This is a genomic window from Pseudomonas fluorescens, from assembly GCF_900636825.1.
In the GTDB taxonomy this organism is placed as follows: domain Bacteria; phylum Pseudomonadota; class Gammaproteobacteria; order Pseudomonadales; family Pseudomonadaceae; genus Aquipseudomonas; species Aquipseudomonas fluorescens_BG.
This window is the reverse complement of the sequence record NZ_LR134318.1, coordinates 270742-295803: the sequence shown is the minus strand read 5'-3', so window position 1 is coordinate 295803 and position 25062 is coordinate 270742. Positions and strand designations below refer to the sequence as shown.

The 25062-nt window shown below is 58.5% G+C and carries 25 protein-coding genes; 16 read left to right on the top strand and 9 right to left on the bottom strand.

What is annotated here, in order from left to right; all coding sequences use genetic code 11:
- Positions 1-85 precede the first annotated feature (85 nt).
- The 4 genes from EL257_RS01320 (at position 86) to EL257_RS01305 (ending at position 5023) form a co-directional block, all read left to right on the top strand.
- Positions 86-973: a LysR family transcriptional regulator gene (locus EL257_RS01320; RefSeq protein ID WP_126359130.1), complete on the top strand. Its 888-nt coding sequence runs from the start codon at positions 86-88 to the stop codon at positions 971-973.
- 92 nt (positions 974-1065) lie between these two features.
- The gene (fdhD, locus tag EL257_RS01315; RefSeq protein WP_126359128.1) at positions 1066-1905 is read left to right on the top strand and encodes a formate dehydrogenase accessory sulfurtransferase FdhD; all 840 of its coding nucleotides are present in this window, start codon (positions 1066-1068) and stop codon (positions 1903-1905) included.
- Positions 1902-4250, top strand: coding sequence for an FdhF/YdeP family oxidoreductase (locus tag EL257_RS01310; RefSeq protein WP_126359126.1), 2349 nt, complete (start codon positions 1902-1904; stop codon positions 4248-4250). The genes fdhD and EL257_RS01310 overlap by 4 nt, the downstream gene beginning before the upstream one ends.
- Positions 4251-4543: 293 nt before the next feature.
- Positions 4544-5023 carry a glycine zipper domain-containing protein gene (locus tag EL257_RS01305; protein ID WP_126359124.1) on the top strand — a complete coding sequence of 160 codons (480 nt, stop codon included), beginning with the start codon at positions 4544-4546 and terminating at the stop codon, positions 5021-5023.
- Between the two features lie 96 nt (positions 5024-5119).
- Here EL257_RS01305 and EL257_RS01300 read toward each other — a convergent pair whose 3' ends face one another.
- The 4 genes from EL257_RS01300 to EL257_RS01285 all read right to left on the bottom strand — a co-directional run bounded on the left by EL257_RS01300 (position 5120) and on the right by EL257_RS01285 (position 9721).
- A complete protein-coding gene (locus tag EL257_RS01300) occupies positions 5120-5551 on the bottom strand; it encodes an acyl-CoA thioesterase (protein ID WP_126359122.1) in 432 nt (143 codons plus the stop codon).
- Positions 5552-5699: 148 nt separating this feature from the next.
- Positions 5700-6926 (bottom strand): 3-hydroxyacyl-CoA dehydrogenase, encoded by a 1227-nt coding sequence (locus EL257_RS01295; protein ID WP_126359120.1) that lies wholly within the window; start codon positions 6924-6926, stop codon positions 5700-5702.
- 182 nt (positions 6927-7108) lie between these two features.
- On the bottom strand, positions 7109-9037 hold the full coding sequence (locus EL257_RS01290) for a RecQ family ATP-dependent DNA helicase (RefSeq protein ID WP_126359118.1): 1929 nt from the start codon (positions 9035-9037) through the stop codon (positions 7109-7111).
- A 180-nt stretch (positions 9038-9217) separates the two neighbouring features.
- Positions 9218-9721, bottom strand: coding sequence for a polysaccharide deacetylase (locus EL257_RS01285; RefSeq protein ID WP_126359116.1), 504 nt, complete (start codon positions 9719-9721; stop codon positions 9218-9220).
- A gap of 303 nt (positions 9722-10024) precedes the next feature.
- Between EL257_RS01285 and EL257_RS01280 the strand changes: the two genes are divergently transcribed.
- From EL257_RS01280 to EL257_RS01255, 6 genes are all read left to right on the top strand, one after another.
- Entirely contained in the window at positions 10025-10300 is a 276-nt protein-coding gene (locus EL257_RS01280) for a hypothetical protein (protein ID WP_126359114.1), read from the top strand.
- Between the two features lie 94 nt (positions 10301-10394).
- Positions 10395-11537: a hypothetical protein gene (locus tag EL257_RS01275; RefSeq protein WP_126359112.1), complete on the top strand. Its 1143-nt coding sequence runs from the start codon at positions 10395-10397 to the stop codon at positions 11535-11537.
- Between the two features lie 359 nt (positions 11538-11896).
- On the top strand, positions 11897-12196 hold the full coding sequence (locus EL257_RS01270) for a hypothetical protein (protein ID WP_126359110.1): 300 nt from the start codon (positions 11897-11899) through the stop codon (positions 12194-12196).
- A gap of 75 nt (positions 12197-12271) precedes the next feature.
- Positions 12272-12493 carry a hypothetical protein gene (locus EL257_RS27855; protein WP_232013057.1) on the top strand — a complete coding sequence of 74 codons (222 nt, stop codon included), beginning with the start codon at positions 12272-12274 and terminating at the stop codon, positions 12491-12493.
- Positions 12490-12660 carry a YhfG family protein gene (locus EL257_RS01260; RefSeq protein ID WP_007917944.1) on the top strand — a complete coding sequence of 57 codons (171 nt, stop codon included), beginning with the start codon at positions 12490-12492 and terminating at the stop codon, positions 12658-12660. Before EL257_RS27855 ends, EL257_RS01260 begins: the two co-directional genes overlap by 4 nt.
- On the top strand, positions 12660-13259 hold the full coding sequence (locus tag EL257_RS01255; protein ID WP_126359108.1) for a Fic/DOC family protein: 600 nt from the start codon (positions 12660-12662) through the stop codon (positions 13257-13259). The genes EL257_RS01260 and EL257_RS01255 overlap by 1 nt, the downstream gene beginning before the upstream one ends.
- 119 nt (positions 13260-13378) lie before the next feature.
- On the opposite strand, the gene EL257_RS01250 is transcribed toward EL257_RS01255, so the two are convergent.
- On the bottom strand, positions 13379-14920 hold the full coding sequence (locus EL257_RS01250; protein WP_126359106.1) for a phosphoenolpyruvate carboxykinase: 1542 nt from the start codon (positions 14918-14920) through the stop codon (positions 13379-13381).
- Between the two features lie 182 nt (positions 14921-15102).
- A complete protein-coding gene (gene hslO / locus EL257_RS01245; RefSeq protein WP_126359104.1) occupies positions 15103-16005 on the bottom strand; it encodes an Hsp33 family molecular chaperone HslO in 903 nt (300 codons plus the stop codon).
- Positions 16006-16110: 105 nt separating this feature from the next.
- Between hslO and EL257_RS01240 the strand changes: the two genes are divergently transcribed.
- Positions 16111-16911, top strand: a complete 801-nt coding sequence (locus EL257_RS01240; protein ID WP_126359102.1) for a phosphatase PAP2 family protein — start codon at positions 16111-16113, stop codon at positions 16909-16911.
- Between the two features lie 87 nt (positions 16912-16998).
- On the opposite strand, the gene EL257_RS01235 is transcribed toward EL257_RS01240, so the two are convergent.
- Complete coding sequence (locus EL257_RS01235; protein WP_126359100.1) at positions 16999-17406, bottom strand: RNA-binding S4 domain-containing protein; 408 nt, start codon at positions 17404-17406, stop codon at positions 16999-17001.
- 116 nt (positions 17407-17522) lie between these two features.
- Between EL257_RS01235 and EL257_RS01230 the strand changes: the two genes are divergently transcribed.
- The 3 genes from EL257_RS01230 to rimK all read left to right on the top strand — a co-directional run bounded on the left by EL257_RS01230 (position 17523) and on the right by rimK (position 19700).
- Positions 17523-18302, top strand: coding sequence for an EAL domain-containing protein (locus EL257_RS01230; protein WP_126367961.1), 780 nt, complete (start codon positions 17523-17525; stop codon positions 18300-18302).
- 82 nt (positions 18303-18384) lie between these two features.
- Complete coding sequence (locus EL257_RS01225) at positions 18385-18798, top strand: ATP-dependent zinc protease (RefSeq protein WP_232013092.1); 414 nt, start codon at positions 18385-18387, stop codon at positions 18796-18798.
- Positions 18795-19700, top strand: coding sequence for a 30S ribosomal protein S6--L-glutamate ligase (rimK, locus tag EL257_RS01220; RefSeq protein WP_121731683.1), 906 nt, complete (start codon positions 18795-18797; stop codon positions 19698-19700). The genes EL257_RS01225 and rimK overlap by 4 nt, the downstream gene beginning before the upstream one ends.
- An 85-nt stretch (positions 19701-19785) precedes the next feature.
- Here the strand turns inward: rimK and EL257_RS01215 are convergent, their stop codons facing one another.
- Both EL257_RS01215 and ompR read right to left on the bottom strand, forming a co-directional pair.
- On the bottom strand, positions 19786-21099 hold the full coding sequence (locus tag EL257_RS01215) for an ATP-binding protein (protein ID WP_126359098.1): 1314 nt from the start codon (positions 21097-21099) through the stop codon (positions 19786-19788).
- A gap of 113 nt (positions 21100-21212) precedes the next feature.
- Positions 21213-21953 carry a two-component system response regulator OmpR gene (gene ompR, locus EL257_RS01210; RefSeq protein WP_008080479.1) on the bottom strand — a complete coding sequence of 247 codons (741 nt, stop codon included), beginning with the start codon at positions 21951-21953 and terminating at the stop codon, positions 21213-21215.
- A 358-nt stretch (positions 21954-22311) separates the two neighbouring features.
- On the opposite strand from ompR, the gene EL257_RS01205 reads away from it, so the two are divergent.
- Together EL257_RS01205 and EL257_RS01200 are read left to right on the top strand one after the other, a co-directional pair.
- Positions 22312-24636, top strand: coding sequence for a Tex family protein (locus EL257_RS01205; RefSeq protein WP_126359096.1), 2325 nt, complete (start codon positions 22312-22314; stop codon positions 24634-24636).
- Entirely contained in the window at positions 24636-25019 is a 384-nt protein-coding gene (locus EL257_RS01200) for a PaaI family thioesterase (RefSeq protein ID WP_126359094.1), read from the top strand. Before EL257_RS01205 ends, EL257_RS01200 begins: the two co-directional genes overlap by 1 nt.
- Positions 25020-25062 lie beyond the last annotated feature (43 nt).

Here is a 25062-nt window from a genome sequence, read left to right as displayed (position 1 = left end):
ACCAACCCCGGCTCCTGTCCGACCAATGACGCTACCGCGCCGCAGGCGTTAGAATCGCGACACCTGCCAACCGCCCGGAGCGAAGATGGACATCAAGCAGCTCAAATTCCTCATCGCCCTCGACGAAACCCGCCATTTCGGCCAGGCCGCCGCGCGCTGCCACATCACCCAGCCAACCCTGTCGATGCGTTTGCGCAGCCTTGAAGAAGAACTCGACCTGCCGCTGGTCAATCGTGGGCAGCGCTTCGAAGGCTTTACCGCGCCGGGCGAGCGAGTCCTAGCCTGGGCGCGCACGGTGCTGGCGGCCTATGACGGCTTGCAGGCGGAAGCGGCGGCGTGTCGCGGCAACCTGATCGGTACGCTGCGCTTGGGCGTGGTGCCGCTGTCGAGTTTTGATCCGTTGCCGTTGATGCAACGGTTGCACGCGGCGCATCCGGACCTGCGCTTCGAGTTGTCGTCGCTCAGCTCCGAACAGGTGCTCGAACACTTGGCCAACAACCGTATCGATATCGGCGTCTCTTATCTTGAGCGTCTGGACAGTGAGCGCTTCGATTCGCTGGCCTTCAACGAGACGCGCATGGGCCTGCTCTATGACGAGCGCTCGTTCAACTTCGGCGAAGAACCGTTGAGCTGGGAATCGCTGATCGAATTGCCACTGTGCATGCTCACCAGCGGCATGCATTTTCGTCAGTCCATCGATCACAATTTCCACAGCCGTGGCCTGACTCCGCAGCCGCTGCTGCAGACCGACGCTGTGCATCAATTGCTGCAAGCGGTACACGGCGGTTTCTGCTGCGCGATCATGCCGCTCGATGGCGGCGCCGAAACCCTCGCCGATCACCTGCGTCTGCAACCGATCGAAAACGCCCACACCCTCGCCCCGCTGGGGTTGATCATGCGTCGCGGCGCACCGCGATCGGCGTTGGCGGAAGCCTGTTTCGCGCTGTATCAAAAATCGCGACCCGAGGCTTGATCGACGGCATCTATCGGTAGATCGGTAATAGCGATTAGACGCGACAACTTGCCGCGCCTAGTCTTGACCTAGATCAAACCGTCGGTGATGCCATGAACGCCAAGCGCCCAGCCTGCGCGACGCCAGCAATTGAAACGCCTGCGCCTGCCGCCAGCCAGACCTACAGCTACAGCGATTTACCCTTTGAGGCATCGGCCAGCACCGCGCTGGCCGAGGAAGTTGCGTTGGCGATCGCCTACAACGGCATCAGTCAGGCGGTAATGCTGGTGACCCCGACCGATCTGGAAGACTTCATTGTCGGTTTCAGCCTCGGCAGCGGCATCATCGAAGACGCCAGCGACATTTATGACCTGCAACTGACCGGTGCAGGGTCGGCGCAATATGCGCAAGTGACAATCGCCAACCGCGCGTTCTGGAATCTTAAACAGCAGCGTCGGCAGTTGGCCGGCACCAGCGGTTGTGGACTTTGCGGCGTTGAAGCCGTCGAACAAGCGCTACCCGATCTCAAGGTATTGCCTGGCGCAGCGCTGCCTCCCATCGAATGGCTCGACGGCTTGCGCCAGCGCATCGGTGCCTTTCAGCCACTGGGCCAGCATTGCGGCGCGGTGCACGCGGCGGTGTTCATGAACGCCAGCGGCGAATTGTTGCTGGGCCGTGAAGACATCGGCCGGCACAACGCCCTCGACAAACTGATCGGCGGTCTGATCCGCCAGAAGATATCTACAGACGGCGGACTGGCGATTGTCACCAGCCGTTGCAGCCTAGAACTGATCCAGAAAGTGCTGCGCGCCGGCATTCAGACGCTGGTCAGCCTGTCCGCGCCCACCGGCCTTGCCGTGCAATGGGCGCGGCGCCACAACCTCAATCTCATCCACCTGCCGCAGAAAAGTGCGCCGCGGGTGTACAGCCCCGCGATGGAGAATCAAGCGTGAGCCAACATCATCAAGCCGACCAGAAACCTGTCCCGCGTTACAAGCCTTACAAAGGTGCCGCCGGCGGCTGGGGCGCCCTGATCAGTGTGGCCCAGGCCTGGTTGACCAGCGACAACGCGCTGAAAAACCTGCGCATGATGCTCAAGACCAACCAGAACGGCGGCTTCGACTGCCCGGGTTGCGCCTGGGGCGATTCGCCGGAAAGCGGCATGGTCAAATTCTGCGAGAACGGCGCCAAAGCGGTGAACTGGGAAGCGACCAAGCGCCGCGTCGATGCGAAATTCTTCGCCAAGCACAGCGTCACTTCGCTGCTGGAGCAGAGCGATTACTGGCTGGAATATCAGGGTCGCCTGACCGAACCCATGGTCTACGACGCCGAGTCCGACCGCTACAAACCGATCAGTTGGGAAGATGCCTTCGCCCTGATCGGCAAGCACCTGCGCAATCTGCCGAGCCCTGATCAGGCCGAGTTCTACACCTCGGGCCGCGCCAGCAACGAGGCGGCATATCTGTATCAGCTGTTCGTGCGCGCTTACGGCACGAACAATTTCCCTGACTGCTCGAACATGTGCCACGAGGCCAGTGGCGTTGCACTGGCGCAGAGCGTCGGTGTCGGCAAAGGCACGGTGACCTTCGATGATTTCGAACACGCCGACGCGATTTTCGTTTGGGGCCAGAACCCCGGCACCAACCACCCGCGCATGCTCGAGCCACTGCGTGAAGCGGTAAAACGCGGCGCTCAGGTGGTGTGCATCAACCCGCTGAAAGAACGTGGTCTGGAGCGCTTCCAGCATCCACAGCATCCGATCGAAATGCTCACCAACGGCGACAAGCCGACCAACACCGCGTATTTCCGCCCGGCACTCGGCGGTGACATGGCGGTGCTGCGCGGCATGGCCAAGTTCCTCCTGCAATGGGAACGCGATGCGCAGAAGGCTGGCGAGCCGGCGGTGTTCGACCATGACTTCCTCAATGCCCACAGCGTCAACGTGCTGGAGTATCTCGCCACGGTCGACGACACCTCGTGGGAGCAGATCGTCGAGCAGTCCGGCCTGACGCTGGTCGAGATCGAGCAAGCGGCGCGCATGTACGCCAAAGGCAAGAACGTGATCATGTGCTGGGCGATGGGCATCACCCAGCATCGCCATTCGGTGCCGACCATCCAGGAAATCGCCAACCTGATGCTGCTGCGCGGCAATATCGGCAAGCCGGGCGCCGGTCTGTGCCCTGTGCGCGGCCACAGCAACGTGCAGGGCGACCGCACGATGGGCATCAACGAACGGCCGCCGGTAGCGTTCCTCGATTCGCTGGAGCGTCGCTTCCAGTTCAAAGTGCCACGCCACAACGGCCACAACGTGGTCGAGGCGATCCACGCGATGGCCGAAGGCCGGGCCAAAGTCTTTATCGGTCTGGGTGGCAACTTCGCCCAAGCCACACCGGACAGCCCGCGCACGTTCAAAGCACTGAGCAATTGCGACCTGACCGTGCAGATCAGCACCAAGCTCAACCGCAGCCACTTGGCTCACGGCAAAGATGCGCTGATCCTGCCGTGCCTGGGTCGTACCGACATCGATATCCAGACCGAAGGCCCGCAGGCCGTTACCGTTGAAGATTCGTTCAGCATGGTTCACGCCTCCAACGGCCAGTTGCAGCCGCTGTCGAATCTGATGCGCTCGGAGCCGTCGATCATCGCCGGCATCGCCGCCGCCACGCTGGGCAGTCAACCGGTGGACTGGAACTGGCTGGTGGCGGATTACGGACGTATCCGCGACCTGATTGCCGACACCATCCCGAACTTCAGAGACTTCAACGAGAAGGTCAAAAACCCGGGTGGCTTCTACCTCGGCAACAGCGCCGGTGCGCGCAAGTGGAACACGCCGTCGGGGCGCGCCAACTTCCGCGCCAATCAGTTACCGAAAGATTTGGTACACGAGCGCACTCGCGCTACTGGACAGCTGCCGGATCTGATCCTGCAATCGATGCGCTCTCACGATCAGTACAACACGACGATTTATGGCCTCGACGACCGCTATCGCGGGGTGAAGGGGCAACGTGACGTGTTGTTCGTCAATGAAGCTGACATCATCCGCCTGGGCTTCCGCCCGGGGCAGAAGGCTGACATCGTGTCGCTGTGGGACGATGGCCGCGAGCGTCGCGTGAAAGGTTTTACATTGTTGGCGTTCGATATTCCTGCGGGGCAGGCGGCGGCCTATTATCCGGAAGTGAATCCGCTGGTGCCGCTGGAAAGCACCGGGGACGGCAGCCATACGCCGACGTCGAAGTTCATCGCGATCCGGCTGGAGGCGGCGAGTGAGACGGGGTTGATCATGGCTAAATCCGCTTAAGCAAAGATCAAAAGATCGCAGCCTTCGGCAGCTCCTACACCGATCCTTGTAGGAGCTGCCGAAGGCTGCGATCTTTTAGCTTCTGCTTTTCGACCGCCCACAAAAAAGGCCGCTTTTTCACAAAAGCGGCCTGTCCGAAGTAGCTAAAGACCGGCGAAAAACGGTTAAGTTCCGGTGAAAAAACAGTAACTTGCAATATTGTATACAAGTCGTGTTATTCGTCGGATTTTGATTGTCACACCCAATTCAGAGCCTCAGGATCGGCGCCGTCATCCCTTTGAGGCTCATCCTCTATGAAGTTCTCCTCGATTCTCTTGTTGTCCCTTGGCCTGGTCAGTGGCTTTGCTTCTGCCGGTGGCACCACCGAAGCGGGTGTGGGCGGCGCATTGGGCGGGGTTCTTGGCTCGGTCGTCGGTCAGTCGTTAGGCGGCAACACAGGTTCCACCATCGGCGCAGCCTTGGGCGGCGCGGGTGGTAGCGCAGTTGGCGCAGACAAACGCAGCCGTGGCGAAGCCGCCATCGGTGGTGCGTTGGGCGCAGCGGGCGGTAACGTAGTCGGCCGCAGCCTGGGCGGCACCACCGGCAGCCTGATCGGCTCCGCAGCAGGTGGCGGCGCCGGTGGCGCACTGGGTAACTACATGGGCAACAAAAGCGACGACGATGATCGTGATTACGATCGCGGTCGCGACCGCCGCTACTACCGCGACGGCCACCCAGGTCGCGGCCACGCCTACGGCCATCGCAAGCATCACAAATACTATCGTCACCGTTAATCGCTGATTGACGGCTGCGTGGTCAAAAGATCGCAGCCTGCGACGGCCCCTACATCGATCCTGTAGGCGCTACCGCAGGCTGCGATTTTTTTTGTATTACACCGCCAACCGCTGCAAAGCGTCACGCAACAGAGCCGGGATCGGCACGGGCTGGTTGCTTGCACGATCGACGAACACGTGCACGAAACGCCCCGCCGCACACGCCTCGCTTTCGCCGACCTTGAACACCGCCAGTTCGTACTGCACCGAACTGTTGCCCAACTTGCCAACGCGCAGACCGATTTCGATCAGATCCGGAAATGCAATCGACGCGAAGTAATCGCACGCCGAACTGACCACGAACCCCACGACCTCACCGTCATGGATATCCAGCCCCCCGACCTGGATCAGGTACGTATTCACGGCCGTGTCGAAGAAGCTGTAATAGGTGACGTTGTTGACGTGACCGTAGGCATCGTTGTCGTGCCAGCGCGTAGTGATGGGCTGGAAGTGCGGGTAGTCGCTGCGTTGTGGCATCGGGTTGGACATTGATGAGCGATTCCTTGAAATATTTCGGCGAGTCTTATTCAAAAAAAACCGTGGCAAGGCCTTCGCGAGCAGGCTCGCTCTCACACCGGAATGCGATCACCTGTGGGAGCGAGCCTGCTCGCGACGACGTCAGCAAGGCCGACCAGTATCAACTATCCGCAAATCCCCTTCCCTGCGCCGCCAACTCGCCAATCAACCGCGCCGGTTTCCACTGATCGCCCTGCCGTGTTTCCAGCGCCAGCAAGCGCTGATGGATATCCGCAAGCCCCTGCTGATCCGCCCAGGCCATCGGCCCGCCTTTGTCCGCCGGGAAGCCATAACCGTTCAGATAAACCAGATCGATGTCATGGGCCGACTCGGCGATGCCTTCCTGCAGAATCTTCGCGCCTTCGTTGACCAACGCCAGCAGACAGCGCTCAAGAATTTCCTCCGGGCCGATTTCGCGGCGCTGGAAGCCCAGCCCTTCGCTGACCTGCAGCACCAGCGCATCCACTTCAGGATCATGCTCCGCCTGGCGACTGCCAGGCTCGTAATGGTAATAACCGTTGCCCGACTTCTGTCCGAAACGACCCATTTCACACAAGCGGTTGTCCACTTGGACTTCAGGCGCATCCTGACCTTTGCCAGCCAATTCGCGGGCGCGCCATTCGAGATCGATGCCGACCACGTCGTACATGCGAAACGGCCCCATGGCAAAACCGAAGCCCTGCAACGCCGCATCGACTTGCTGCGGATAAGCGCCCTCGAGCAACATCTTGCGGGCCTCCAGCACATACGGATGCAGCATGCGGTTGCCGATAAAGCCGTGGCAGTTGCCCGACACCACGCTGACTTTGCCCATACGCTTGCCCAACGCCAGGGCGGCTTGCAGCGCTGCCGGAGATGTTTGCGCGCCCCGGACGATTTCCAGCAGTTTCATGATGTGCGCCGGACTGAAGAAATGCAGGCCAAGCACCTGCTCCGGACGCCGTGTCGCGGCAGCAATCGCATCAATGTCCAGCGCCGACGTGTTGCTTGCCAGCAAAGCTTCGGGCTTCAACAATCCATCCAGTTCGCGAAAGATCTTCTGCTTGAGCTCAAGGTTCTCGTATACCGCTTCGATCACCAAGTCGACATTGCGAATGGCGGGATAATCCGCCGCAGCCGTGACTCGGGCCACGCGCGCATCGGCCTCGGCCTGATCAATGCGCCCCTGTCGCACGTTGTGTGCGTAGGTGTCAGCGACCGCAGTGAGTGCCTGCTCAAGCATCTGTGGATTGTTATCCACCCATTGCACCTTCACGCCGGCATTGGCCAGGCACATGACAATGCCACGCCCCATGGTCCCCGCGCCGATCACGGCAGCCTGCTGAATATCGAACGATGTCTGGCTCATGTTGTTCTCTTGTTGGCGATCCGAAGACAGAACTCAACCATAGTCAGCCAACCGTGTTTTTTGAAGTTTATTACCGTGATGATCGACATTCAGCGGATGGATTCAGGTACGGCTGGCTCATGATTTCTTGAAGTCAACGAATCGTCCGACCACGGCCGCGCCTTCGGCAGCTCCTAACGACGCTAAAGGTGCTGTTGTGCCCAATGGCGAACTTCGGCATACGGGTATTCCTCAAGCGCGGCATACCCTGAAATCGTCCGCGCCTTGAGCTTGGTAAAGAGCGGCACACTGATCCCGCATAAAAACCGCGTTACCCGTTCTGCCGTGGGGAGGCCACCGGTATGCTGCTCATGCCTGTGGATAAACTCACCGCAGAGCGCCGCAAAATTCTTATCCACAAGGGCCGGCAATTCCGGTGGCGCGGGCAGCCTCGCAATGTGCCCATGGCACACCGAACAATGCCCGCAACGCTCGGGCGCAGCGAGGTCACCGAAATACTTCGCCAATCGGTATCCCAAACATCGCTCGGTGGCGAACAGCTCAAGCATTGCGTGAATTCGCGCGACTTCGGTCTGCTCATGACGGGTGAAGTAATCGTGTAACTCAGCAGTCAACGCTTCAGTGTCAAAGTCGCTTTGCAACACACTGTAGACATCGGTCATCTGCTTGCTTTCCAGCTCGATCCAGCCTTTCTCCTGAAAGTAATCCAGCGCCGTCACCACCCGGTTACGCTCAGCCGAATAGCTCGCGTACATGGATTCGAAATCCACCGTTGCCCAGGTGCGTGCACGGCTTGAAGTCTGGATGATCGCTGCCACAAAATCCCTGCGCTCGCCCTCGAATCGCTGAAGCAGTGCGTCGGGCTCAAGCAGATACTTGAAACGGTATTCAGCGTAATAGGCATAGCGCGGTGCGATCAGGCGGCGCAGTTCTAGCTGCACCAGTAACGTCTTCAGCGGCAAAGAACGAATATTGCTTTGATCCGCCAGCGGCCCAAGCAAAAACTCCCATTGCCCCTCCGGTACCGACGCTTTTAACTCATCGAGCACATAGCGAATGCCTTCACGTTCCGGAGTGTCGCCGTAGACGAAGTTTTCCAGCACGTTGAGGCTGTCGCGATTGGCCAACACCAGACAGTCCGATGGCTGCCCGTCGCGTCCGGCGCGGCCGATTTCCTGACTGTAGTTTTCGATGGATTTGGGCAGGTCGAAGTGCACCACATTGCGGATGTCACTCTTGTCGATGCCCATGCCGAAAGCGATGGTCGCAACGATGCAATTCGATTCCCCGGCCATGAAGCGCTTCTGGATCGCTTCGCGTTTGTCGTGGGCTAAACCTGCGTGATACGCCTCGGCCTGAATGCCGTTGCGCTCAAGGTGTTCAGCGACCTGTTCAGCTGTTTTCTGCAACGTCACGTAGACGATGCTCGGCTGCCCCGCACGCTCGGCCATCCACTCCACCAGACGCCTGCGCTTGTCCTGCCCACGTACCGGTTCTACCAGGAGATTGAGGTTGGGCCGATAGAAACCGGTAGTCACTACATCCTCAGGGGCAATGGCGAATTTGGCCTGCATGTCAGCGATGACTTTCGGTGTTGCCGTCGCCGTCAGCAGCAAGGTCTGCGGGATGTTGAACTGGCGTTGGTAATCCGGCAGCTTGAGGTAATCGGGGCGGAAGTTGTGGCCCCACTCCGAGATGCAATGCGCCTCGTCCACCACCAGCAACGAAATCGACACCTGCTGCAAAAAGTTGCGGAAGCGCTCGTTCTTCAAACGCTCCACCGAGATCATCAAAATCTTCAACTCGCCGGAACGGGCGCGGGCCATCACGTCATTGGCGTCATCGCGGCTCTGCGCCGAATCGATGCTGCCTGCCGAGATCCCGTGACGCTGCAGAAAGGCCAGTTGATCCTGCATCAGCGCCAATAATGGCGACACCACCAACGTCAGGTGCGGCAGCATCAGCGCCGGCAATTGATAACAAATCGACTTGCCGGAACCGGTGGGGAAAATCGCCGCCGCCGAGCGCCCCGCCAGTACCGCGCTGATCGCAGCTTCTTGTCCGGGTCGAAACTGTGGAAAACCAAAAACCTGTTCCAGGGTGTTGTGCATTCGCTGTCACTCCATTGACTGCTGCCATGCCAACAGCCTAGCGGGCGATCGCAGCGAGTCGAGAAAAGGTCGGGGCCAAATCGATTCGGAATGATACAGCGATTACTAGAGCGCCACGGTCCCTGTGGGAGCGAGCCTGCTCGCGAAGAGGCCGGCCAGAACAACGCAAAATCCTGAAGTTCAGGGACGCAAAACCGCCACCCGCAACTGCTCGTTCAGCATCTGCTCATGGATATTTTGGCTCTTGCTCGCCCACAGCGCATGGGCCGGGCTGATGTCGCCAGTGAACGCTGCCGCCAACTGACGCAGGTCAGCGACGCTGCGCACGCGCGGGCAGAACGCTTGTTTATCACAGTTCTGACTGGCGTTGCGATAGGTGCTCAACAGCCCCTCCCAGAGGCCGTCACGCACGTGGCGAATCGACTTCAGTTGCACGTGGGGTACACCGAGTCGCTGCTCAAGCCCCTCTTCATCCAGCGCTTCGCTGGCCAACAGAACTTTGGCGAACATCAACACCTCACCGCGCGCTGCGGTGTTCATATTCGCCTGGCTGATGAGCGCCTCCGGCCAATCAGTGCGATCGACACGATCCAGCACCCATGCATTGCCAACATCAGAGGCCATGGCCAAACGGCAAGTGCTCAGCCCGAGCAGTAAAAGTGCGGCCATTCTTAGCCAGTGCATACCTAATTCCCTTTAAGCGCGTGTCAGACGTTTGGAAACGCCCTACAGATTCTGGCGCGCACGATACAGCGGTTTATCGCGAATCGCCTGACAATCACGTAGGAATTATTACGCCTAAGGGTTTTGGCCTGAAAAAGCTGGGAAAACACGTAGGACATTTCCTCAAAACACGGAAAAACCCCTACGAATACTGTCCATTGCGGCTGTCTTGTCCCACAGAGAATCGCCCTTCTATAGTGGCCGGCGCGGCTGCAAACCCGTTGCCGGCCCGCCCCAGCGCCTTCGAACAGGACACGCCTCAACATGATCAACCGCTATCGCCCACTCAAGACTTGCTACAGCGAAAATCCGGTACTGCTTATCGACAGCCACTGCAGCCAGACTGACCTGATCAACGCCGCCGATCAGCGTCTGCGCGCAGCCGGTGATTTGCTGGAAACACTCTACTGCTTATGTTTCAAACAGGCTGACGTGAAAGATATTCCCAACATCGTCAATGCCCTTTATCTGCTGGTGCAGGACGGTTGCGACTTACTTGAAGTTGCCAAACAGAGAACACCGCAAACAACATATAACTAATACGCATTACAAATGCGGAAACACCACCGCGCTTTATTTATACATGCAACTGACACTAACTTGTTCGCTCTTACAACTAAACGAGAGCAACACCATGACAGTTCTAACCATATTTTTTTGCGGCACCGGTTCCAACAAGTTTGACACTACCCATGAAAACTTCTGGAACGGCGAACTGGTTTCCACGCTGGCTTCCAACCATAGCGGCCGCGAGTTCGCCGAATGGATCGTCGTCGACGGACCCGGCAGCGGCAACCTGCAAGCTGACGATCTGTTCACCAAAACCAAGGAGTACGGCCTTACCGGCACTCTGTTCGGCAAGGGCTGGGAGGAAAACGTGCAGCATGCCCTCAACGTCATCAAGGGCAAATGCGACTGGCAGCGCGAGCAACTGACCGAGGCCGAATACAACCGCCTCAAAGCCGCCGGCATTCCTATTGACGATGTCAAAGTCGAAGGCTCGTGGATGTGGCGAAAGTACAACTACGGCGACCGCAGCATTACTCAACAGAAGTTACAGGAAGGGATCATCAGAACGTTCCGCAAAGATGGCATTATTCCCACCCGCGTCAATCTGGTGGGTTGGAGCCGAGGCGGCATAAGTTGCCACATGCTGGCCAATGCTATGTTAAAGGACAGCCAACTTAAAAACATTCCGGTGAACATCTTTGCATTGGACCCTGTTCCGGGTATCGGAAACTTCCAGGAAAACCGGGTAAAACTCGGCGCCAACGTCAAAGAATATGTCGCTTTCTATGCCCGCGATGAACGCTCCAAGGGTTTCAGCTGCGTCATTCCACAGACCGCCACCGGCACCAAAACCAGCGTCTACCCCATGGCCGGCCGCCACGCGACCATGGCCGGCAACGCCACAGCTGACGGTGGCGTGCCTGCCAGCGCAAGCGACCTGAAAACCCTGGTGGAACCTGGCCGCGTGGTCCGTCACTACGCCGAAACGTGCCTCAAGCGCTGGGGCGTACAACTGAACAAAACCCTCAACCTGACCCAGGCCGACCTGCAAAACCTCACCAACGGCATCGTCCGCGATGAAGCCCGGTACAAACGGATGCACAATATCTCCTACACCTACTTCACCGAACTGGATAAAGGCGAACGCTACGTGTCTCTGGGCAGCAAAGGAGTGCCGTTCTCGGCGGTGAAAGGCCCAATCTACGCGCCTGCGACGGGGCTGACGACGAGTGTGCTGGATGTGGCGGCGTATCGGGTTATTGGCTGAAGGCCGTGGGCGCGTGAACGGACGAAAAAACCTACAGCAATGGCCTATCTGGTATTCGTCCCATTCCTACAAACCCAGACTCCCTTGCCGCCTATCGCGGCTTGGTAAGTCAAATCTATAGTCGTGGCTGTCGCTGCCTAATCAGCGACTCAGGCTTGGTCACCTGATGGAACACACAAACACGTCCGTTGTATGCTGCCGACACTTCAAATGTCTGCATGCTTCATGGTGACTGTGTTCGGGACGCTTTCGAGCGTGCCGGATTGTGTGTTCCTCCGGTTGACCAACCTGAACACAGTTCGCCTCCCATCGCTTGGTCACGGTGGGGACGACACTTCACGACATCTGGAATACACATTATGAAAGCATGGAACCCGCTTACCCCTGATCGCTACCGCCCACTCGAATCCAACCTCACCGACACCAAGCCCCTGATCATCGACACAATGGCCAATCCACAAGACATCCTCGAATGCGCCGTCCAGCGCCTGCGCGCTTCAAGCGACCTGCTACGCACCCTCTACTGCCTCAACTTCAAACAAGCCGACGTCGAAGACATCCCCCACATCACCCACGCCCTCTATCTGCTGACGCAGGATGGCTGTGACCTGCTGCAAGTCGCACAGCAGCAGATGCTCAACTGGAAGGCTCCAGCCTGAAATCGAGTGATCGTATCGCTCTTTTGCACTCTGTAAGAGCGATCAAAAAAACGGTAATCAACCATGGGAGCAACCATGAGCAAATTCTTTGATGAGCTGATGGAAAGCGTGCGAGAAATTGACGAAATTCTGCGTGGTGAATGTGCACCATCGCGTATATCCAAGGCTGGCAAAATGATTCAAAAAAACCAACAGACTCTCGATGAACAGCCTCGCTTTAAGGATCGAAAATCCAGACCTATCACTCCACACGATTGCGCTACACTGGAGTCCTGCACCAAGAGGCCTATGAAATGAGCGAATTGACGTTCCAGCAGAAGCAGGCTTATTACGACAAAGTACGCCGGTCAAACTATCTGGCGAGCTTACGTCTGGAAGGTTTCGATACCAGCCGTGCCGATGCCGAGAAACCGCTTCCATCAAGGGAATCGGTCATTGAAAAATATCGTCAGACTGCACGTTAATGACGGACAAATATGGGGTCGGACAAGACCCCTATTGCTACCCTCATAGTGATGTTCTGCGTAACTTGCTCGACATCCACTCTGAGGAAGAACTGCAAAAAGCAGAGCGAGAGCTCTCGGAAATCGCGATCAGTCGATTTCGTCTTCTCCCCCCTCCTTATGATTTAAGTGTCCTGCAGCACGCCCATAAAACTCTTTTTTGCGATGTTTACGATTGGGCCGGGCAGTTGCGTACCGTTAACATCAAAAAGGGACAAACATTTTTCTGTACTGCAGAGCGAATTCTTCCAGAAGCGCAAAAAATCTTTAGCGTGATGGAGCGCTCGGCGTGGTTCGCGGGAATGGGCAAACCAGAACTTGTGGTGAACATCGCTGAGGCTTATGGCGATTTGAATGTCATCCATCCTTTTCGCGAAGGTAATGGCCGAGCGCAACGTCTATTGTTTGAACAAATCATTATTAACGCAGGCTTCCCAGTCGATTGGTGGCTCGTTAAAGATGACGCTTGGGTCCCAGCAAACATTGATGCTGTGTCATGTGATTATCGGGGGCTAGTGGCGATCTTTGACCGCTGCATTGGCGAAAAGCTGGCTCTTTAAGTGGCAGTATTCTGGTAGTTAAGGCCATTTTCTGCGGGAATATTGCCAGTTAGTCTTGTTTTCGCCCACAAAAAAGCCGCCCCTAAAGGGCGGCTTTTTCATTCACTACAAACCAAGTCTTACAACTTCGGCCCTGCAGCCTTGATCGCGTCGCTCACTTCGAACTTCTTGAAGTTCTCGATGAACAGACCGGCCAATGCTTTCGCAGCCTCGTCGTATGCAACCTTGTCAGCCCAAGTGTTGCGCGGGTTGAGCAGGTTGGTGTCGACGCCCGGAACGGCCAATGGCACGTCGAGGTTGATGGTGTCGAGGTGTTCGGTGGCTGCGCCGATCAGCGCGCCGCTCTGGATCGCTGCGATCACCGCGCGGGTGGTCGGGATGTTGAAGCGCTTGCCGACGCCGTAGCCACCACCGGTCCAACCGGTGTTGACCAGATAGACTTTGGAGCCGAAGCCGCGGATGCGCTTGATCAGCAGCTCTGCGTATTCGCCGGCCGGACGTGGGAAGAATGGCGCACCAAAGCAAGTCGAGAAGGTCGACTTGATGCCGCTGCCCGAACCCATTTCAGTCGAGCCCACCAGAGCGGTGTAACCGGACAGGAAGTGGTAGGCCGCTTGTTCTTCATTGAGGATCGAGACTGGAGGCAGGACGCCGGTCAGGTCGCAGGTCAGGAAGATGACCGCGTTTGGCTCGCCGCCCAGGTTCTTCTCGGAACGCTTGGCAACGTGCTCCAGCGGGTAGGCGGCGCGGCTGTTCTGGGTCAGGCTGACATCGGCGTAATCGGCGTGCTTGGCGTCGTCGATGACAACGTTTTCCAGCACCGCACCATGCTTGATCGCTTTCCAGATAACTGGCTCGTTCTTCTCGGACAGGTCGATGCACTTGGCATAGCAACCGCCTTCGATGTTGAACACCACGCCTTCGCCCCAGCCGTGTTCGTCGTCACCGATCAGGTAACGGCTTTCGTCGGCAGACAGGGTGGTTTTACCGGTGCCCGACAGACCGAAGAACAGGGTCACGTCGCCTTCTTCACCGATGTTGGCAGCGCAGTGCATTGGCAGCACGTCGGCGGCCGGCAGCAGGAAGTTCTGCACCGAGAACATGGCTTTCTTCATCTCACCGGCGTAACGCATGCCGGCGATCAGCACTTTTTTCTGCGCGAAGTTGATGATCACGCAACCGTCGGAGTTGGTGCCGTCACGCTCAGGCACGCACTCGAAGTTGGCCACGTTGAGCACTTGCCACTCTTCACGACCAGCCGGGTTGTACTGGGCCGGGTTGATGAACAGGCAGCGACCGAACAGGTTCTGCCAGGCAGTCTGGGTGGTCATTTTCACGGCGAGGTAGTGATCTTCAGCCGCGCCTACATGCACGTGGGAAACGAAGTGCTCTTGCGCGTTGTTGAATGCTTCTACGCGGTTCCACAGCGCATCGAACTTGTCGGCCGGGAACTTGCGGTTGATCGGACCCCAGGCAATGGCTGCCTGGGTGGAAGGCTCGTCAACGATGAAACGGTCGACTGGCGAACGGCCGGTACGGTGACCGGTGCGAACAACCAAAGCGCCGGTATCGGCAAGCTCGCCCTCACCGCGATTCAAGGCTTCTTTTACCAGATCATCAACACTCAGATCGGTGTACACGGCGTTATTGGCTTGCGTCATGAGATTCCCCGTCGGCCAGTGGCCGAGTGTGCTCCAAACGTTTTGTAGTAGAAAGTCGTGCACTACTACCGCGACAAAAAGTGGGCCGGATTATGCCAGAAACGCCCAAAAAGAGTAGGGTCCTCCCGTCGTAACGGCGATATTCCGTCGTTACGCAGTGAATTTACCTGCGCTGAACCGTTTTAGTGCCGGGTATCTGACGGCGTGTCGACACCTGCGCCAGCGAACAATTGAGCAATATCGGCTGCGTCGAACAGATAACGCTCGTTGCAAAACTGGCAATCGATCTCAACGGTGCCACCCTGTTCGGCCACCAAGGCTTGCGCATCTTCCAGACCCAGACTGACCAGCGCATTGCCCGAGCGTTCCCGTGAGCAGCTGCACCGGAAGCGCAGACCCTGCACGTCGAACAGGCGCACTTCCTCTTCGTGGTACAGACGATGCAGCACGGTTTCGTTATCCAGGCTGAGCAATTCATCGGCGGTCAACGTGCTGGCGAGCGCGGTGATGTGCTGCCAACTGGCGGCGCGATCTTCTTCGTCTTTCAGACGGTCAGCTGGCAGTTGTTGCAGCAGCAAACCACGAGCACGACGGCCATCGGCGAACAGCTTGAAGCGAGTGCCCACTTGTTGCGACATGACGAAATAGTTGGTGAAACAATCGGACAGCGTTTCGCCGTCGAGGTCGACGATGCCTTGGTAGCGCTGACCGACGTTCGGGTCGATGGTCAGGGCCAGAACACCATTGGGCATGAGGTCGGCAAGGGTCGCGTCCGGGGCGATCTGCTCGGCGTCATAACGTGCCAGACCTCGAATCTCGCGGTCGCTCGAGCACTCGATCATCAGCATCGGGATGGGGCCTTCCGAGCGCGCCTGCAGAATCAGCAAGCCGTCGAATTTCAGCGTGCCGACCAGCAAAGAGGCCGCCGCCATCAGTTCGCCCAGCAATTGGGCCACCGGCTCCGGGTACGGATGTTTGGCGAGGACTTCGGCGTAGCTGCGCTCAAGCGCCACCAGTTCGCCGCGGGTGTCGCTGTCATCGAAGATGAAGCGTTGGGTGAAATCGGTATCCGGTAGGTTGGTCATAAGTTCGGGTATCTGAATGTGATGACAAAATGGTTACAAAACATGAAAATTCGCGCTTCTCGGCACAATTTTTGGTGCTGACTGTTCGGCCATTGGAGGCATTTTATGAACAATCCGGATTTGTTCCAATCAAGGTGGAACCTCGGCCGGCTGGTTCTGTGCAACGTAGTGCCGCTGGCGCTACTGGCTTTCTGGTTATGGCCTACGGGCCAGATGCTGTGTGTGATTTTCGACGAGTGGCTGTTCCGCTCACTCAACAATCCTTTGGCCAGCAACCCGATATGGCTCCACATCTGGGCAATTGCAAGTCTGCGTCCGTTCGATATCGTCGTTGGCCTGGTCCTGCTGACGCTGTTGATCAAGGGCGACTGGGTATTCAAAGCGGTCGATGTACGCCGGGCATTCTTCGGCTTTCTTTCGATCCTGTTGTTGATGGTGGTGATTCGTGCGCTGTTTTCCAAGTTCGCCGACTACATGGATTGGCAGCACAGCAGCCCGTCCATGGTGCTTGAGGGGGCCGTGCACATCAGTGATTACTTCCCGAATCTGGAAAAAACCTGGGAACTGAAAGATCGCTCCAGCCAGAGTTTTCCCGGTGATCACGCTTCGGTGCTGTTGATCTGGGCACTGTTCATGGGCGTGTTCAGCCGCACGGGCGGGCAGTTTCTGACGGTCTGGGGCCTGGCGGTGCTGTTCATGCTGCCGCGACTGGTGGCCGGAGCGCATTGGGGTCAGGACGATTACATCGGTGGTGTGTTGCTGGCGGTGTGGGCGTTGGGCTGGGGCTATTACACGCCATTTGCCTTTCACTCAGCGAATGGCTGGTTGAAGGTGACGGCGCCGATTTTTGGACTATTGGGCAAATTACCGGGGGTTGCCCGGATGAGTGTTGTTTCCGCCCGCTAAATGGTGGCGACGTTAAAAGATCGCAGCCTGCGGCAGCTCCTACAGGAAGGCGCGATGGTCTAAGAGCCGTCGCAGGCTGCGATCTTTTTACTCGTCGTTATTGCCGCCGCGTAACTTGAACAGATCCCGCCGCTGCTTCTTGCTCGGCTTGCCATCGGTGCTGACGCCCAGCGACCCCGCCTTGCGCATTGCCGCAGCCGCCTCACGTTTGGCAATGCTCGCCTCGGTCTCCGCGTACAACGTCTGCGCCTCGGGTGCGCCACGCCGCACGATCGACAGCGCTTCCACTCTCACGGTGCGCACTTCAAAACCGGTACGTATTTCGAACTCATCGCCGATGCGGGGTTCTTTGCCAGGCTTGCAGCGCTCACCTCGACAATGCACCTTGCCACTTTCGATGGCCGCTTTTGCCAACGCACGGGTTTTATAAAAACGCGCGGCCCACAGCCATTTGTCGAGACGAACCTTGTCGTCCTCTTCGCTTTTTTGTGCCATGTGAATTCCTCGTTCAGCCAATAGTCGGAACTGTACTACCGTTTCTGTGGGGCGCAAGAATTCGGCCCTCCAGATAGACTGTGATCTGGGCCGGCACAACGGCGTGGAGTGATCGAGTGACTAAATTTCCAACCTCATTAACCTCGGCCAAGGCCGGTTGCCAGGGCTGCCAGCAAAGCGAGCCGCTGGACTTTGACTTTTCTTTCGCCTACCAACCGATTGTCGACCTGCGCGACCAGACGGTATTTGCCCATGAAGCACTGGTTCGGGGCGTGGCGGGGGAAGGCGCATTTACCGTGTTAGATCAGGTTACAGAAGATAACCGCTACCGCTTCGACCAGCTCTGCCGGACCCGCGCCATCCAGGGCGCGGCCGATCTAAATATGCAGACACACTTGTCGATCAACTTCATGCCCAACGCCGTCTATCGTCCAGAGCTATGTATTCGCAGCACCCTGGAGGCGGCAAAAAAACACAATTTCCCGATCAACCGACTGATTTTCGAAACCCTGGAAAGCGAGCACGTAGATAACTATCGCCATTTGACCAATATTCTGCGTGAATACCGCGAATTCGGCTTCAAGACCGCCATCGACGATTTCGGTGCCGGTTATTCGGGGCTCAATCTGCTGGCTGACTTCCAACCGGACCTGATCAAACTCGACATGGCGCTGATCCGCGATGTCGATCAAGACCGTGTCCGTCAGGCGATCGTTCGGGGGATTGTCACAATCTGTGCGGAGTTGGACGTTACAGTCATCGCCGAAGGTATCGAAAGCGCCGGTGAACGGGATTTCCTCGCGGACTGTGGAATATTTCTGATGCAGGGTTACTGGTTCGCCAAACCTGCGTTCAAAGCGTTGGCCCGGATTTCACCCGAGGTCTGGACGCGTTAATCGTTGGTTTCTTTCATTGAAAACATTTGATCATTTGACCGTTGTCGGTCTGCGTGAGTGGGTGGCGCTCCCGGATTTGGGAGTGGCGGGCCTGCGCGCCAAAATCGACACCGGTGCCAGCACCTCCAGCCTGCACGCCACCGACATCGAACCGTTCGAACGCGATGGCGAAAAATGGGTGCGCTTCACCGCGCATCTGGGCACCGTGGTGCAGTTGCGCCACCGCCGCTGTGAAGCGCCGCTGGTAACGCGCAAAACCATCAAAAGCTCCAACGGCCATGCGCAGGAGCGCTATGTGATCAGCACCACATTGGCGCTCGGTGATCGTGTCTGGCCGATCGAGTTCACGCTCGCCTGCCGCAAGTCCATGCGTTATCGCCTGTTACTCGGTTCCAAAGCCCTGATCGATGGCCAGTTGGTGGTCAATCCGGGTATCAAATATGTACAAGACAAGCCGGTGTTCCCGGTATCTACCTCTTCCACAGGTGTTGCATGAAGATCGCTGTGCTGTCGCGCAATCCGCGTCTGTATTCCACCCGCCGTCTGGTCGAAGCCGGAACCGAGCGCGGGCATGAAATGGTGGTGATCGACACCCTGCGCGCCTACATGAACATCGCCAGCCACAAGCCGCAGATCCACTATCGCGGCAAGCCGCTTGAAGGCTTTGATGCGGTGATTCCACGGATCGGTGCGTCGGTGACGTTTTATGGCTGTGCGGTGTTGCGTCAGTTCGAAATGATGGGGGTTTTTCCGCTCAACGAATCGGTAGCGATTGCCCGCTCGCGGGACAAATTGCGTTCGCTGCAACTGCTGTCGCGGCGCGGCATCGGTTTGCCGGTGACCGGCTTCGCTCATTCGCCGGATGACATTCCCGACCTGATCGCCATGGTCAACGGCGCACCGCTGGTGATCAAAGTGCTGGAAGGCACGCAAGGCATCGGTGTTGTGCTGTGCGAAACCGCGACCGCAGCGGAATCGGTGATCGAAGCGTTCATGGGCCTGAAGCAGAACATCATGGTGCAGGAATACATCAAGGAAGCTGGCGGTGCGGACATCCGCTGTTTCGTTGTCGGCGACAAAGTCATTGCAGCAATGAAGCGCCAGGCCAAACCCGGTGAGTTTCGTTCCAATCTGCACCGCGGCGGCAGTGCCAGCCTGATCAAGATCACCCCGGAAGAACGCATGACTGCGTTACGCGCCGCCAAGGTCATGGGCCTGGCAGTGGCGGGTGTGGATATCCTGCGCTCCAATCACGGGCCGCTGGTGATGGAGGTGAACTCGTCGCCGGGGCTGGAAGGGATCGAGACCACCACGGGGAAGAACGTGGCCGGGATCATCATCGAGCATCTTGAGAAGAATGGCGGGCCGAATATGACCCGCACCAAAGGCAAAGGCTAGAGAAGCAGCTTCTAGTGGCAAGCTTCAAGCTGCGAGCTAAAAGCGCATTTGCTTGAAGCTTGAAGCTTGAAGCTTGAAGCTGCTTTTAGACCGCATCTCTGGGCAACATCAATCCAAGCGGCAACCTTACCCGCGCCTCGAGCCCGCCACCGGAGCGATTGCGCAATTCGACATTGCCGCCATGCATCGCCGCGATCCGCTTGACGATCGCCAGTCCCAAACCCGTGCCCTTCCCGCCCCGGGCCCGATCGCCCCGGGTAAACGGGTTGAAAATCGCCTCGAGTTCCGAAGGATCGATCCCCGCCCCGCGGTCCATCACGCTCAGCACCACGTACGGTGCGCTGACGTCACCGGACACATAAGCCGCGACTTCGACATTACTGCCGGCGTGATTCAAGGCATTACCGATCAGGTTGTTGAGCAGTCTTTTCATCGACACCCGACGTAACGGAAACGGCTGAATCGGCTCCAGGCGCAGACGCACTTTCTCTTCGTTCTGGTTGTATGGGGCAGCGACTTCGCGCACCAGATCGCTGAGATCGACCTCTTCCACCGATTCGTCACGCCCGTCACGAATGAACGCGAGGAACTGGTCGAGGATCGCGTCCATGTCTTCGATGTCGCGCACCATGTCGTCAGTCAGGTCATTGCGGTCGCCCATCAATTCCAGCGACAGGCGCAACCGGGTCAAGGGTGTGCGCAAGTCGTGGGAAACCCCGGCGAGCATCAATTCGCGCTCGCGGCCGGCCTGCTCGACATCTTCCGCCATCTGGTTGAAGGCGCGATAAACCTCGGTCATCTCGCTCGGCGTATCGCTGATCGGCAGGCGCACGCTGCGACCCTGGCCGAGTTGCCGTGCGGCGTAGACCAGACGCTTGAGCGGCTGATTCAGCTGGCTGACGAAAATCCATGCCGATGCCGTCGACAGCAGGCCGATGGCGAGGAACCAGCCGAGCACGTTCCAGATTTTCTGACCGCGCAACGGATGCGGATACAACGGCACTTTCAGCCAGCCATCACCCAGGCTCGGCGCGCGAACCCACAACGCCGGCGGCGAGTGCATGCGCAGCCGCACTTCGGTGTCGGCGCCCAACTCCGCCTGCATCTGCCGCTGGTAAATCTCGCTGTACGGCCAGTGCTGCTCGCCTTCCGGGACACCGGCGCCGACCACGCGTATCAGCGTCGCGGCATCGGCAATTTTCGCGCGGTTTTCTTCATCGGCTGCCCAATAGGCGCGCAGCGTCAGGGCGACGCCGTGGCTGTATTGACGGTCGACCAGCACGTCCTCGTTCATCAACAGATAAACCAGAGTCAGCGCCTTGGAAAACAGCACGACGATGAGCACCAGCCAGAGGGTGCGGGAGAAAAAACTTTGGGGGAACCAGACGGGGGTTTTCATGAATAACCGCTACACACTTGCAGGAGCGAGCAATGCTCGCATATTGCGGATTGCGAGTCTGCGAGCCGGGTCACTCAACCCGGGCCGACAGACCCGCTCCTACAAATCGCCGATCACTTGGTGGCGGCGCCATCCGGCACGAACACGTAACCCACGCCCCAGACAGTCTGGATGTAACGCGGTTTGGACGGGTCGGGTTCGATCATCCGGCGCAGACGGGAAATCTGCACGTCGATGGAACGCTCGAGGGCATCCCATTCGCGGCCACGGGCCAGGTTCATCAGCTTGTCGCGAGTCAACGGTTGGCGCGCGTTCATCACCAGCGCCTTGAGTACCGCAAACTCACCTGTGGTGAGCATGTGCACTTCGTCGCCGCGCTTCAGTTCGCGAGTCGCCAGCGACAACACGTAATCACCAAAGGTGACGTTTTCGTCTTCGCTGCCCGGCGCGCCCGGCACCGGTGCGGCCTGACGACGCAATACCGCTTTGACCCGCGCCATCAGCTCGTCCGGGTTGAACGGCTTGGCCAGATAATCGTCGGCGCCCAGTTCCAGGCCCTTGATGCGACTGATCTCGTCGCCCTTGGCGGTGAGCATGATGATCGGAATCTGATTGTTCGCGGCGCGCAGACGGCGGCACGCGGTCAGGCCATCTTCGCCCGGCAGCATCAGATCGAGAACGACCAGATTGAACACCTCGCGCGACAACAGACGATCCATTTGCTCGGTGTTCGGAACGGTGCGGGCACGGTAGCCCTTGCTGACGAAAAAGCGTTCCAGCAGGCTGCTCAGCCCTGGATCGTCGTCAACGATGAGAATTTTTTCGCCTTCAGCAGTTTGTGCAGTGCTGCTCATTGGATGCTCCTTTTAGCTCGGCGCGCATTATGGCGTAGCTGCCGTTATACGCACCGTGTGCATTGTTAGCAGATTTTTCCTTCACTGCCATAAAACCGGGGTTTATGCCTACAGACTGCAACGCCCCCGAATGACAGAACGCTGGTTATAATGCGCGGCGTTTTGTGCCAGGCAACGTCTGAATCGTTACCGCAGGTGGCAGGGACTTTTTCCTCGCCTGCGCAGTAATTGTTCGATTTAACGGGTCAACGGTCTGCCTGTTGATCCAGGCAGCGGCAATTTTCTAGCCGCTCAATCAGACTCCGGGCCTTTATTTGTGCGCCTGCGAGCCTGCTTTCACACTATGTCAGGTGGTTTTATGGACAGCATCAACAGCCGCATTGCCGAGGAACTCGGCGTACGCCCACAACAGGTCGAAGCGGCCGTCGCGCTACTCGATGAAGGCTCTACCGTTCCCTTCATCGCCCGTTACCGGAAAGAAGTCACCGGCAGCCTCGATGACACCCAGTTGCGTCATCTGGAAGAACGTCTGCGCTACCTGCGAGAACTCGACGAACGGCGTATCAGCATCCTCGCCAGCATCGAGGAGCAAGGCAAACTTACCCCGCAACTCGAGCGCGACATCAAGCTCGCCGACACCAAAACCCGCCTCGAAGACTTGTACCTGCCGTACAAGCAAAAGCGCCGCACCAAGGGCCAGATTGCCCTGGAAGCCGGCCTCGGCGAACTGGCCGACGGTTTGTTCAACGACCCGAATCTGTCTCCGGAAACCGAAGCCGCACGCTTCGTCGACGCCGAGAAAGGCGTGGCCGATGTGAAGGCTGCGCTGGAAGGCGCGAAGTACATCCTGATGGAACGCTTCGCCGAGGACGCCAGTCTCCTGGAAAAATTGCGTAACTACCTGAAACAGGAAGCCACTCTCAGTGCCCGCGTGATTGCCGGCAAGGAAGAAGAAGGCGCCAAGTTCCGCGACTACTTCGAACACGACGAACCGCTGAAAAGCATGCCATCGCACCGTGCGCTGGCCATTTTCCGTGGCCGCAACGAAGGCATTCTCAGCTCGGCACTGAAGGTCGGCGACGAACTGCCAGGCACCATGCACCCGTGCGAGGGCATGATCGGCCAGCAGTTCGGTATCCAGAACCAGAATCGCCCAGCCGACAAATGGCTCGGTGAAGTGGTGCGCTGGACGTGGAAGGTCAAGCTCTACACGCACCTGGAAACCGACCTGCTCGGCGAACTGCGCGACGGCGCCGAAACCGAAGCGATCAACGTCTTCGCCCACAACCTGCACGACCTGCTGCTGGCCGCCCCTGCCGGCCCGCGTGCAACCCTGGGCCTCGATCCGGGCCTGCGAACCGGTTGCAAAGTGGCCGTGGTCGATTCGACCGGCAAGCTGCTCGATCACGCCACGGTCTACCCGCACGTGCCGCACAACAAATGGGACCAGACCATCGCCATTCTGGCCGCCCTGTGCGCCAAGCACTCGGTTGACCTGATCGCCATCGGCAACGGCACCGCCAGCCGCGAGACCGATAAGCTGGCGATCGAGCTGATCAAAAAATACCCGGCAATGAAAATGACCAAGGTCATGGTTTCCGAGGCTGGCGCATCGGTGTACTCGGCATCGGAACTGGCCGCCAAGGAGTTCCCAGACCTCGACGTGTCGATTCGTGGCGCGGTGTCCATCGCCCGTCGTCTGCAGGATCCGCTCGCCGAACTGGTGAAAATCGATCCGAAATCCATCGGTGTCGGCCAGTATCAGCACGACGTTTCGCAACTGAAACTGGCGCGCGGTCTGGATGCGGTGGTCGAGGACTGCGTGAACGCCGTCGGCGTAGACGTGAACACTGCGTCGGTCGCGCTGCTGGCACGCATCTCCGGCCTTAACGCGACGCTGGCACAAAACATCGTCGCTCACCGCGATGAGCACGGCGCATTCAAAACCCGTGCGGCGCTGAAGAAAGTCGCGCGTCTGGGCGAAAAAACCTTCGAGCAGGCCGCCGGTTTCCTGCGGGTAATGAATGGCGACAACCCGCTGGATTCGTCGGCAGTGCACCCGGAAGCCTATCCGCTGGTGCAACGCATCGCGGCTGAAACCGACCGCGATATCCGCTCGCTGATCGGCGACGCCGAGTTCCTCAAGCGTCTCGACCCGAAAAAATTCACCGATGAGACTTTCGGTCTGCCGACCGTCACCGACATTCTGCAAGAACTGGAAAAACCCGGTCGCGACCCGCGCCCGGAGTTCAAGACCGCGGAGTTCCAGGAAGGCGTCGAAGATCTCAAGGACCTGCAACTGGGGATGATCCTCGAAGGCGTGGTGACCAACGTGACGGCCTTCGGCGCGTTCGTCGACATCGGTGTGCATCAGGATGGTCTGGTGCACATTTCGGCGCTGTCGGAGAAATTCATCAAGGATCCGCGTGAAGCGGTGAAGGCCGGCGACGTGGTGAAAGTGAAGGTCATGGAAGTCGACATTCCGCGCAAACGCGTCGGCCTGTCGATGCGCATGGGCGACACGCCGGGCGAAAAAATCGACGGTGCCCGTGGCTCGCGTCCGGGCTCGGCACAGCGCCAGCCGTCGAACAACGCGCCACGCAAGGAAACCGTCACGGCCTCGCCGGTGAACAATGCGATGGCCTCGCTGTTCGCCAACGCCAAGCAATTGAAGAAACGCTGATGGAGATTCCGGCCGGGCTCGTCGAAAGCGCATTTTTCCAGCTGTTGGGCTGCCGCCTGCACAGCCTGGAAACCGGGGTGGCGCAAGTCGCCCTGGGGCTGGAGCCTGAACTGCGCAACCGCGGCGGCAAATTGCACGGCGGTGCGCTGTTCAGTCTGGTCGACATCGCCATGGGGCTGGCCTGTTCCAGCACCCACGGCTTCGATCAGCAGAGCGTGACCATCGAATGCAAGATCAACTATATCCGCGCCGTTTCCGACGGCGAGGTGATGTGCACGGCGCGGGTCATTCACCCGGGCCGGCGCACGCTGGTGGTCGAAGCCGAGGTGATGCAGGGCGACAAACTGGTCGCGAAAGCACAAGGCACGTTCGCTGTCCTGTAGCTACCGGTCATCGTTTTGAGTTAATTTCGGCGCAACGAATTCT